Origin of the sequence: Aquimarina amphilecti, assembly GCF_900109375.1 — a bacterium.
In the GTDB taxonomy this organism is placed as follows: Bacteria; Bacteroidota; Bacteroidia; order Flavobacteriales; family Flavobacteriaceae; genus Aquimarina; species Aquimarina amphilecti.
This window is the reverse complement of record NZ_FOAB01000001.1, coordinates 1-12,085: the sequence shown is the minus strand read 5'-3', so window position 1 is coordinate 12,085 and position 12,085 is coordinate 1. Positions and strand designations below refer to the sequence as shown.

Sequence of the window (12,085 nt, the reverse complement as noted above, 5' to 3'; positions counted from 1 at the left end):
GAGCGGAAACTTGTTCCCGCTCTTTATATTATTTTTAAACAATCAAAAAAGTTTTACTCAAACTCTTTTAATGTTTTCGTTATTATTGCTACACATTCTAGCAATTGATCTTTTGTCATTACTAATGGTGGAGCAAAACGAATAATATTTCCATGAGTTGGTTTTGCCAATAACCCATTTTCTTTTAAAGCAACGCAAATATTCCATGCCGTTTCGCTATTTTCATCATCATTAATCACAATAGCATTTAATAACCCTTTACCTCTTACAAGGTTTACTATATTAGAAGTCTTAATATATTCATTTAGTTCTGACCTGAATAGTTCTCCAAGTTCAAAAGCATTTTCTGCAAGTTTTTCATCTCTTACAACTTCTAAAGCTGCTACAGCAACTGCAGCAGCAACAGGATTCCCCCCAAAAGTACTTCCGTGGTTCCCTGGTTTTATCACTTCCATGATATGATCATCTGCTAATACACCTGAAACTGGATATGCTCCTCCACTCAGCGCTTTACCAAGAATCAAAACATCCGGTTTAACATTTGGTGTTCCTGAACAGTTTTTATCACTACAAGAACAATCACCGCATGTAGCTAACAGTCTACCTGTTCTTGCTATACCAGTCTGCACTTCATCCGCAATGAATAGTACATTATGCTTTTCACACAAAGCCTTAGCTTTGGATAAATAATCATCTGAAGGTACATAAACCCCTGCTTCTCCTTGTATTGGCTCTACTAAAAAACCTGCTACATTAGCATTACTTTCCAATGCTTGCTCTAATGCTTTTAGGTTATCATACTCAATCTTAATAAAACCAGATGTATAAGGTCCAAAATTTTTACGAGCGACAGGATCATTGGAGAATGAAATTATAGTTGTCGTTCTTCCATGAAAATTATTCTCACAAACTATGATTTGTGCTTCATTTTCTGAAATACCTTTCTTTTCGTAGGCCCATTTTCTACAGATTTTTAACGCAGTTTCTACAGCTTCTGCTCCTGTATTCATTGGTAATAACTTATCAAAACCAAAATACTCCGAAGCAAATTTTTCATACGCTCCCAACCTATCGTTATAAAATGCCCTAGAGGTTAATGTCAAAGTTTGCGCTTGTTCCATCATTGCACCTACAATTTTTGGGTGACAATGTCCTTGATTCACTGCAGAATAGGCACTTAAAAAATCATAATACTTCTTCCCTTCTACATCCCATACATATACACCTTCTCCTTTGTTTAAAACTACTGGTAGAGGGTGGTAGTTGTGAGCTCCATACTTGTTTTCTAAATCGATTGCTTGTTGAGAAGTTAATTTTTCTAAAACAGCCATTTTTAATAATTTAAATTGATAAAATAACCATTCCTTCTGTACCTTTATCCTTTCGAAAAGACTCGAAAATTCAGCGTGGGAGAGAAATCATCCCTAAGAGAGTCGCAAATTACTAAATCTTTATCGAATATTTAATTTTCGAGTCTGTAATAGATTCTATTTTTAATTATTCAAAATAATATTGCGGTTGATTGAAGAATTTACAATATAGAAGTCTTTAGAATAATGGACATGGAAATATCTATTTGACTCATTTTTTTTATTCTTTTCATAAGATATATTGAATAATTAATAAGTATATGCTATCTATTCTTATTTTTGCGCTATGGCAAGAAAGAAAAGAAAGCAGGTTTTTGAGAATATAGAAATCGTAGATGCCGGAGCAAAAGGAAAAAGTATTGCTAAGGCTCCTGATGGAAAAATTATATTCGTTAATAACGCTGTACCTGGTGATGTAGTAGACATACAAACAACAAAAAAGCGAAAAGCATTTTATGAAGGTTCAGCTACAACCTTTCATAAAAAATCGAATAAACGAGTAGATCCTGCATGCAGACATTTTGGTACTTGTGGAGGATGTAAATGGCAATTCATGGGATATGAACATCAATTGGCATATAAAGAACAAGAAGTAGTAAACAATTTAACTCGTTTAGGAAAAGTTGAATTACCAAAAGTTACTCCAATTCTGGGTTCTGAAGATCAGTTTTTTTATAGAAATAAAATGGAATTTTCTTTTAGCGATAGTAGATGGCTGACACTCCAAGAGATTCAAAGTGATACTCAAATTGAAAACAGAAATGCATTAGGGTTTCATATTCCTGGTATGTGGGATAAAATTTTGGATATTGACACTTGTCATTTACAAGAAGACCCAAGTAATGACATTAGAAATAAAGTAAAAACATTTGCCACAGAAAATAACCTATCTTTTTATAATGCGAGAAACCAAAACGGTTTTCTTAGAACTTTAATGTTAAGGATAGTGTCTACAGGTGAAATTATGGTATTAGTTCAATTTTTTCACGAAGATGTGGAGAAAAGAACCCTATTATTAGATTATATAGCTTCTGAGTTTCCAGAAATTACTTCTTTACAATATGTCATAAACTCTAAAGGAAATGATACTATTTATGATCAAAAAGTAGTATGCTATATGGGAAAAGATCATATTGAAGAGGAAATGGAAGGACTACGTTTTAAAATTAATGCAAAATCCTTCTATCAAACTAATTCTAAACAAGCCTATGAGTTATATAAAGTAACTCGCGATTTTGCTGGTCTAACAGGGAATGAATTAGTATATGATTTATATACAGGAACCGGTACTATAGCTCAATTTGTTGCAAAAAAGGCGAAAAAAGTAATAGGTGTAGAAGCTGTACCCGAAGCTATAGAAGATGCTAAATCAAATGCGAAACATAATAACATTGATAATGTAGAATTTTATGTAGGCGATATGAAAAAAGTGTTTACTTCGGATTTCATTGCTACTCATGGACAACCGGAAGTTGTAATTACTGATCCACCAAGAGATGGAATGCATAAGGATGTTGTAAGCCAATTACTAAACATTTCTCCTAATAAGATTGTATATGTAAGTTGTAATAGTGCAACACAAGCTAGAGATTTGTCGTTATTAGATAGTACATATAAAGTTACAAAAGTGCAACCTGTAGATATGTTTCCACAAACACACCATGTAGAAAATGTGGTTTTATTAGAAAAAAGATAATAAATGAAGTTATATAAAGCTTTTATTCCTATTATTCTCGGAATTACTGGTATCTATCTTAGTTCGAGTTGTGAACGAGACGATATCTGCGCCGAAGATACGTTAACCACTCCTCTACTTATTATTAAATTTATTGAAGATGGTACAGTATCTGATATCAAACAACCAAATGAATTACAAATAGGATCTCCTGGGTTCCTGAATATAATTGATTACGAGACTAATCAAGATTCCATACTTATACCTCTTAGAACAAGAGGCTTGTTAACGGATTTTGAGTTTATTATTGAATCTGATTCTGACACTCCAAATACCGATGTAGTCAGTTTTCAATATACACCAGTTGAAGAATATGTAAGTAGCGCTTGTGGTTTTAAAGTCAATTATAACGGCCTTACTGCTAGTGTGGTCCAAGAAGATGGTGATGGGAATTGGATCAAAAGTATAATTATAGAAGAAGATAATGTAACAGATGAAACAGCTGCGCACGTACTTATTTTTCATTAGTCTCCTAGTTTCGGGTACTATTTTAGGACAAGAAGAAACCAATATCTCTGCTAGGGATACATTACCCCCATCAGAAAAATATGGCCTCAGGGTTGGTGTAGATATTGGTAGATTAATTAGAACAGCTGTCAATGATGACTATTCTGGTTTTGAAATAAATGCAGATTATAGAGTGTATAAAAATTATTATCTAGCTGCAGAAATAGGAAACGAATCTCTATTACGAGATGAAACCAATATTGAAGTGGAAGGATCTGGAAGTTATATCAGATTTGGTGTTGATTATAACACCTACAAGAATTGGTATGGAATGCAGAACAATATTTATGCTGGACTTAGATACGGTTTCTCAACATTTGATCAAACTCTTAATAATTATAACATATTTACGGGAACAGATTTTTTTGACCTCGATAATAATCCTGAAAATTTCAGAAATGAGATAAGAGAATCTAAAGATTTAACCGCTGGATGGATAGAGTTTGTTTTAGGTCTAAAAGTAGAAGTGTTAAACAACTTATATTTAGGAGCAAGTGTTTCTTTGCGAAGGATCGTTAATGAAAAAGACCCCGCAGGTTTCGAAAATTTATTTATTCCTGGATATGGTAGAACCAACGATTTTAGTGAATTCGGTGTAGGTTATACTTATACAATAAGTTATTTAATCCCTTTTATTAAAAGAAAAAGATAGTAGCTATTTTTCGATAAATTATTTAAGAATTATTTTGAAATTTGGCTTTCTTACTTCCAGCATACATTTCGTATTTTACTAAACGAGATTCTAGCTTACCGTTAAATACTTTTATTTTTCTAGAAGGCCTTAACCCTACAAATTTTAATGCTTCTATATTAGAGGTGATAAACCAAGCATTCGTATTTGGATAATTCTGTTTAAGTGTATCACCAATTTGAGCATAGAATTTTTCTTCGTCTAATTCTAACCGTTCTCCATATGGTGGATTAAAAACCATATGTAACTTATTATCATTATCCTTGGTACTTTCAAAAAAGTTGTCATCTTTAATTTTTACAAATTCACTAAGATTGGCATTCTCTACATTATTCTTAGCTTTTCTTACGGCAGAAGGAGCCTTATCAAACCCAATAATAGTATGATGAAAATCTCTGGTTTTATTCAAAGAAGCTTCTTCTATCTTTTCAAATAAATCCATATCCCAATCTAACCATTTTTCAAAAGCAAATTCTTTTCGATTTAGATTGGCAGGAATATTACAAGCAATCATTGCAGCTTCAATTGCCATAGTACCACTTCCACACATTGGATCTAAAAAGTCACATTGCCCATCCCATCCGGATAACAACAATAAACCCGCAGCTAAAACTTCATTTATTGGTGCTATATTAGTTGCTGTTCTATAACCTCTATGATGTAGTGATCCTCCTGAACTATCCAAAGAAACAGTACATAAATCCTGCTGAATATGTATATTAATAGTAAGATCTGGATAATCTGTATCAACACTGGGCCTTTTTCCTGTTTCTTTTCTAAACTTATCTACGATAGCATCCTTTGACTTTAAAGAAACAAATTGCGAATGCCTAAATACAGTAGAATTAACAGTAGCATAGATAGCAAAAGAATCATCAGTATTAAGATATTCTTCCCAACGAATGGACTGTATGAAACTATACAAATCTTTTTCATTTCCTATTTTTTTTGAAGAAATAGGTTTTAAAACTTTTAACGCAGTTCTTAAACATAAATTTGCCTTATACATAAAACCCGTATCGCCATAAAAACTAACCATTCGGTTTCCTACTACTACTTTTTGCGCTCCTAAGTTTCTTAGCTCTTTAGCTAATATTTCTTCAAAACCAAAAAAGGTTTTGGCTACCATTTTAAATGAATTACTCACTATATTCTAATTCGCTATTATTAAACCGCAAAAATACATTAATTTTGCGCCCTATGCTAAAAGATTCTACAATGTGGTACGCATCTTGGTTCGATACACCATACTATCATATACTATATAAAGACAGAGGTCACCAAGAAGCACAGCAGTTCATGGATAACCTAAGTGGTTATCTTAGTTTAGAACAAGATGAGAAAATATTAGATCTTGCTTGTGGAAAAGGAAGACACAGTATTTATCTAAATCAACTGGGTTTTGATGTAACTGGAGTGGATCTTTCTAAAAACAGTATTGATTACGCGGCTAAATTCGAAAATGAAACATTGAGATTCAGAGTACACGATATGTCAAAACCATATTCTGAAAAGTTTTCTGCTGTTTTTAATTTGTTTACAAGTTTTGGGTATTTTGAGAAAGAAGAATGTAACCTTAATACCATAAAAGCTATAAAATCAAATCTAAACGAAAAAGGATTCGGTGTTATAGATTTCATGAATGTAGATTATGTTATTGATAATCTTATTCCAGAAGAGACTAAAGAAGTTTCAGGGATTATATTTCATATAAAACGATATGTAAAAGAAGGATATATTTTTAAAGAAATAAAGTTTAATGTTAATGATGAAGAATTATTCTTTACTGAAAGAGTAAAGGCATTGACCCTAAAAGATTTTCAGAATTATTTTGAAGAAGCAGAAGTTAATCTACTTGATATTTTTGGAAATTATCAACTTGAAAAATTTCATAAAACTACTTCTCCTAGACTCATTCTTATTTTTAAATAGTGTACAACTATATATTATCCATATCAGCTGTTTTTATTGGTTCCTTAATAGTATATATATTTAGGCCCAATAATCAAAAAAATCTAAAATTACTTTTAGCATTTAGTGGAGCATTTCTATTGGCAATTACCATATTCAATCTATTACCAGAAGTATTCGAGGATCATGAATATGCCAAACAAACAGGTGTTTGGATTATGATTGGTATTTTATTACAAAAAGTATTAGAATATTTCTCAAGGGGAGCAGAACATGGACACATACATATTAATAAAAAAACTACTAAAGTTCCTAAACTACTTTTTATAAGTCTTGGGATTCATGCTGTTTTAGAAGGTTTTCCGATTCATCATACAGAAGGTATACTAATTGGTATTATTATACATAAAATTCCAATAGGTATGATATTGACTACTTTTTTATTTAATACTGAAATAAAAAAGCCCATTATACTACTATTCCTTCTTCTTTTTGCATTAATGACACCTTTGGGAACATTTATTTCCCAACATTTTGAAGCTGTTCAAGACTATTATAAAGAGATCACGGCTCTTGTCATCGGTATTTTTTTACACGTTTCTACAACTATATTATTTGAAAGTAATGAAGGACATAAATTTAACATTACCAAGCTAATGGTTATTCTAGGAGCTACAGCTAGCGCATACTTCATTTAATATGTTTAGTAAGGAAGAATCCAAGAAAATAAGACAAGAATTTTGGACTACCTTTGGTTCCAACTATCCAAGAAAATGGTTGTTATATAATACGAAAATCAAAGATGTAACACTTAAGTTTACTTTTACTACGAAAATAGCTCAAGTTTCAATTGATATAGAACCTCATGATGAAGTAATAAGAGCCTATTATTTCGATAAGCTTTTAAGTTTAAAAAACATACTCAAAGAAGAATACATTAGTGATATCATTTTTAATGAATTATACGAATTAGAGAATCACAAAATTATTTCTCGAGTATATACTGAGCTACCAAACGTGAGTATCCACAATCGTAACACATGGGAGGATACCATGATATTTCTAAACAATCAAATGGATAAACTTGAATCATTCTTTTTGGAATATAAAGATTTTATAGAAAACTAACTTAAGGGCAACTATAAAGACTAATTTGTAACAAATTCTTAAATTAAGTATCAAAATATTACCAAATTAATATTTTGATTAGTTTTTCATATATTGGGATTAACTAAAACACAAACTCAATAATTATGAAAAACTATGTTAGCTTTATAGCGATATTGCTATGCGCACTATTATTTGTACAATGTACTCAAGAAAATATCTCCCCACAAGCAGAAGAAATTGGACTAGAAATAGAGAATGAAAATCAATTTTCAGGTAAACTCTATACGAACAACAGTAATATCACCTATTCCATAGAAGCAATTTCTGAACTGAAATTTATAATTGACTTAACAATTGACAAAAAAACAATTGAAGCTTCTGTTGATTATGAAAAAGAAGGTATAACTATAAATGGTCACAATAACAATTTTACTGAATTACAAAAAGAAGCTTTACTAAACACAGGAAAGGTAATTTCGGAATATCTCTTAGCTACTAAAAAGGGAGAAATATCAATGACAGAATATACATTATTATCCCTAATTGAATATTGGGGTAAATCTCCAGTAAATTACGTGTATAGTAAAAGGGAGATTACATCTGCCCCAAACCCTAATGCTTTAAAAAGTAGAAATGAAGGTATTACTTGTATCAGAAAAAACACCTATGTAAATGCTGAATATGATGATTCAAGAGGGAATCATAAAGACAGAGTAAAAGTTGGAAGCAAACCAAGAAATAACTACGGATGCATGGGTAGATGTGGTGGTGATTGCGGTAGATGGTGGATCCCAAGCGCCTGGACTAAAGACTGTATGGACCATGATCAGTGCAGTAATGTAAATAATGCTAGCGGAGGAAGTAGTGACGGAAACTGTGGAGATGAATTCAATGAAGCTGCCGATGATTACGTTTTTGGAGTAATTAGAGGATGTAGAGGATAATTTACAATAGGATAAACCATAGTAAGTAATGTCTTTTATTATGGTTTATTCTAACTTTTATATAATATACTTCAAAATAAATATAAAATGAAATATGCTACCTGCTAATACAAAAAGGTGCCAGATTACATGATGAAAATATAACTTCTTAAAAGCATAGAAAATTATTCCTAAAGTATAAGCCAGTCCTCCATAAATCAAAAACATAATCCCTTCGAAACCTACAATATCAGTTAGTCTAGATATATCTAGAACAATTAACCAACCCATCAATAAATATAACATTACAGAAACGATCTCAAATTTACCTGTAAAAAATAATTTCAAGACTGCACCTAAACCCGCTAAAGACCACACTAAAGTAAAAAGTAACCACCCTTTACTATCTAACAAAACTATTAAAGTTATAGGAGCGTAAGTGCCGGCTATTAATAAATAAATACTAATATGATCCATAACCCTAAACCTATTTTTCAAAGCAGTATCACTTACATAATGATAAACAGACGAAGAAAAATAAAGAATTATCAATGTAATGGAATATAATAAAACGGAAAACGTACTGTAAGATGTCTTATGAGTATTATTTAAAAGCAATAAAAAAAGACCTAAAACAGAAAGTGCCAAACCAATAGCGTGTGTTAACCAATTCCATCTTTCCTCTATAGCTGATTGTATTTTCATATATAACAAAAATAGCAAAGTGATACATTTTGTACTTAACTAATATCATTATTATCTAATTAAATTTACTGAAATTAATTTAAAATGTAGGAATAATCCTATTTTATTAAAGTTAAAAATATGTAAAATCATTTTTAAACGCACATTAAATGCATTTTAACCATTTATTTCCTTTTTTTTCATATATTTGAAAGCCCCAAATCTGTATTGAATAATGAAAAGTATTAAAATAGCAAAGCATTTTATATGTTTCCTGTGTCTTAACTTATTTTTCCCCACTCTTTATGCTTATCAATATGAAGAAATGTCATTTCCAGAATTGGAGTGTACAATCATACACACAGAAGAACATTTAAATTCAATAGGAAGAGCAAATAGCGTTATGCTTATTGAAAATATTATTGATATCTCTTCTAAATTTAATACCCAACAAGAATACTACTTAAAAGGATATTCTTATAATCTTTTAGGAAAAATACATTTCTTAAATAAAGAATATAAAAAAGCGCTCAAGGAATATAAAATAGCCGAACTATTTATAAAAGAATTAGAAGGCCATTCTGAATTAATTATAGACGTTAATAATAATATTGCACTAGTCTATCTAGAAGGGTTTAACAAACCAGCAAGGGCATTAAAAAGAATTAAGAATATCTATGAAAGTTCCGAGAATTTAGATAAATACTACAAGCATAGTTTAGAATTAAATTTAGCCAACATCTATCTAAAAACCAGGAATTACAGAAAAGCTTATAGATTACTAAAAAAATGTCAAAAGTACTTTAGTCAGGATTCAGAGCATATTAATGAATTACTCATAACATATTTAGGTTTTGGAGAGTACTATAAAATTCATAATAATTATAATAGTGCCATAAGGCATTTTGAAGAAGCTGCTTCTATTGCAGAAAAGAACAAAATGTTTCGTCAGGCTATGACTATTTATAAAAAATATGAGGAGTTACTTGTCAAAATAGGAAGGCAAGATAGAGCATATGCAATTCTTAAAAAATACACTAAACATCATGAGACAGCTCTAGAAACCGAAAAACTAGAAACGAATCAATTTAAAGATAAATTAGTAGTAAGTAATAAAAATAACAGCATACAAACACAAAAAGCAAAACAGTCCCAAACTGTTTCTATATTCACTCTAACGTTACTCATATTATGTCTTATCTTATTTTGTTTTTTCATTTATAATCACAGAAAAACAAAAGTACTTGGAGAATCCTTGGCACTTAGAAACAAAGAATTAAAAATTTCAAAAGAAAAATCTGATCGTTTAGCCGCAGTGAAAACAAAATTTATCTCCACTGTTAGCCATGAACTAAGAACACCATTATATGGTGTAGTAGGTTTATCGTCTATTCTAATGGAACGTATTAAAGATGAAGAAAACCATAAATTTATAAAGCTGATGAAGTTTTCAGCCGATCACCTGCTTAATTTGATTAATGATGTACTCCAAGTAACAAAAATGGAATCCTATGAAATAAGTCTCGACAAAGCACCATATAATATAAAAAATCTAGCGGATGATATTAAAAATTCATTTGAATATCAAGCAGATAAAAATGGTAATACATTACATCTAAATTTTGATAAAAACATTCCTAATTCTCTTATTGGTGATCAGGTAAGGTTATCTCAAATTTTCATTAACTTAATTAGTAATGCAAATAAATTCACCAAAAATGGAAACATTTGGCTAAATTTCATTAATCCTGTAATAATAGATAATAAAGTTAAAATTACTTTCGAAATTAAAGATGACGGAAGAGGAATTCCGGTTGACAAACAAGAATTAATTTTTGATAAGTTTTCCCAAGCGGATGCTAAAGATCATACAACAGGAACAGGGCTAGGATTAAATATTGTAAAAAAATTAGTGAATCTACATGGTGGAGATATTAAAATAAAAAGTAAACCTGGAGAAGGATCTAACTTCTATTTTTCTATTTCTTTTGAAGTTGATCCCGCTAATAAAGAAGAAAATAACATTATTAATAATAGTAAAGACTGTATTCCATTATTAAATGAAGAAGAATATACTATACTTATCGTAGAAGACAATAAAATAAATCAAATAGTCACACAAAATGTTCTCAAAACAAAGGGATACAGATCGCAAATCGCAGATGATGGCCTCATAGCCGTAGAAATGTCTAAATCAAACTCTTACGATCTTATATTAATGGATCTAAATATGCCAAATATGGGAGGAATGGAAGCAACTAAAATAATTAGAGAATTTAATCCTAACATTCCTATTATAGCTTTAACAGCTTCAGACACTCAAGATACTGTACAAGCAATTCTTAATCCTGATTCCGGTTTTAGTGATTTCCTTAGAAAACCATATAAAAATCAGGAATTTTTCAATAAAATTGAATCCAATCTTAATCGTACTATCTCTAAAGCTTCATAAAGACAAAGAAGCAGTTTTAATTGTTTTAATTGTAATGTGCTTTTATTTTAGAGTTCTGGTAGATTTATCTTTTCAAACATTGCCTAATATTTAGCTCTATGGTTTTGAAGGTTTTATTTATAATATAAATAAACATGATTGTCATTCTTCATTTCTCTTGATTCTTAAGATGACAAAAAAGATGATTAGCATAATTAATCTCCTAAACATATACATCATCTCCCAATAATATTTCTAAGCATAATGGCCTCCCTATATAATTGCAAAAAAACCACACTATTATATACTGCATACCAACTACTTACTAGATATCTATTTCTTAACTGAGCAAATATCTTTCTTTACATTTTGGATATAAAAAAAACCCTTCATTATAATAATGAAGGGTTTTCAAGGAAGGCGGCGACCTACTCTCCCACGATTGTAGTACCATTGGCGCTAACGGGCTTAACTTCTCTGTTCGGAATGGTAAGAGGTGAGCCCCGATGCTATAACCACCTTAAGCTGTTTGCTGAATCTTGTTAATCACAAGAGTTCAACTAATATTGTTGACATATTGATTTAAATTATAAAATACGATCTAAAAAAGTAACTAAAAAGAAGCTATCAAAGCAATTCTCCGTCCTGCTAATTGCTTAGCAGGACGTGCGCATAAGCCTATGGGTTATTAGTACTACTCGGCTATGACATTACTGCCTTTAC

11 protein-coding genes and 1 rRNA gene are annotated in these 12,085 nt (G+C 30.7%); 8 read left to right on the top strand and 4 right to left on the bottom strand.

The features are described from left to right. Positions 1-53: 53 nt before the first annotated feature. Positions 54-1,331, bottom strand: coding sequence for an ornithine--oxo-acid transaminase (gene rocD / locus BMY33_RS00065; protein ID WP_091403753.1), 1,278 nt, complete (start codon positions 1,329-1,331; stop codon positions 54-56). Between the two features lie 325 nt (positions 1,332-1,656). Here rocD and rlmD point away from each other — a divergent pair, with 325 nt between their 5' ends. Genes rlmD through BMY33_RS00050 form a run of 3 tightly spaced genes read left to right on the top strand, consistent with a single transcriptional unit; the run spans position 1,657 to position 4,264 of the window. Then, the gene (rlmD, locus tag BMY33_RS00060; RefSeq protein WP_091403750.1) at positions 1,657-3,066 is read left to right on the top strand and encodes a 23S rRNA (uracil(1939)-C(5))-methyltransferase RlmD; all 1,410 of its coding nucleotides are present in this window, start codon (positions 1,657-1,659) and stop codon (positions 3,064-3,066) included. Between the two features lie 3 nt (positions 3,067-3,069). Beyond that, on the top strand, positions 3,070-3,573 hold the full coding sequence (locus BMY33_RS00055) for a DUF6452 family protein (protein WP_091403748.1): 504 nt from the start codon (positions 3,070-3,072) through the stop codon (positions 3,571-3,573). Continuing rightward, complete coding sequence (locus BMY33_RS00050) at positions 3,539-4,264, top strand: DUF6048 family protein (RefSeq protein WP_091403745.1); 726 nt, start codon at positions 3,539-3,541, stop codon at positions 4,262-4,264. The genes BMY33_RS00055 and BMY33_RS00050 overlap by 35 nt, the downstream gene beginning before the upstream one ends. A 22-nt stretch (positions 4,265-4,286) precedes the next feature. Here BMY33_RS00050 and BMY33_RS00045 read toward each other — a convergent pair whose 3' ends face one another. After that, positions 4,287-5,432, bottom strand: a complete 1,146-nt coding sequence (locus tag BMY33_RS00045) for a THUMP domain-containing class I SAM-dependent RNA methyltransferase (protein ID WP_091403741.1) — start codon at positions 5,430-5,432, stop codon at positions 4,287-4,289. Positions 5,433-5,503: 71 nt separating this feature from the next. Between BMY33_RS00045 and BMY33_RS00040 the strand changes: the two genes are divergently transcribed. The 4 genes from BMY33_RS00040 to BMY33_RS00025 all read left to right on the top strand — a co-directional run bounded on the left by BMY33_RS00040 (position 5,504) and on the right by BMY33_RS00025 (position 8,268). Continuing rightward, positions 5,504-6,235 carry an SAM-dependent methyltransferase gene (locus tag BMY33_RS00040; protein WP_091403738.1) on the top strand — a complete coding sequence of 244 codons (732 nt, stop codon included), beginning with the start codon at positions 5,504-5,506 and terminating at the stop codon, positions 6,233-6,235. Then, positions 6,235-6,912 (top strand): ZIP family metal transporter, encoded by a 678-nt coding sequence (locus BMY33_RS00035; RefSeq protein WP_342028407.1) that lies wholly within the window; start codon positions 6,235-6,237, stop codon positions 6,910-6,912. Before BMY33_RS00040 ends, BMY33_RS00035 begins: the two co-directional genes overlap by 1 nt. Before the next feature lies 1 nt (position 6,913). Then, positions 6,914-7,342 (top strand): DUF4268 domain-containing protein, encoded by a 429-nt coding sequence (locus BMY33_RS00030; protein ID WP_091403731.1) that lies wholly within the window; start codon positions 6,914-6,916, stop codon positions 7,340-7,342. A gap of 125 nt (positions 7,343-7,467) precedes the next feature. After that, positions 7,468-8,268 (top strand): DUF8213 domain-containing protein, encoded by an 801-nt coding sequence (locus BMY33_RS00025; protein ID WP_091403727.1) that lies wholly within the window; start codon positions 7,468-7,470, stop codon positions 8,266-8,268. A 57-nt stretch (positions 8,269-8,325) separates the two neighbouring features. On the opposite strand, the gene trhA is transcribed toward BMY33_RS00025, so the two are convergent. Continuing rightward, positions 8,326-8,952, bottom strand: coding sequence for a PAQR family membrane homeostasis protein TrhA (gene trhA, locus BMY33_RS00020; protein WP_091403724.1), 627 nt, complete (start codon positions 8,950-8,952; stop codon positions 8,326-8,328). Positions 8,953-9,166: 214 nt separating this feature from the next. Here trhA and BMY33_RS00015 point away from each other — a divergent pair, with 214 nt between their 5' ends. Beyond that, positions 9,167-11,383, top strand: a complete 2,217-nt coding sequence (locus tag BMY33_RS00015; protein ID WP_091403721.1) for an ATP-binding protein — start codon at positions 9,167-9,169, stop codon at positions 11,381-11,383. A 394-nt stretch (positions 11,384-11,777) separates the two neighbouring features. Here the strand turns inward: BMY33_RS00015 and rrf are convergent. Then, positions 11,778-11,885, bottom strand: a 5S ribosomal RNA gene (rrf, locus tag BMY33_RS00010). Positions 11,886-12,085: the final 200 nt, after the last annotated feature.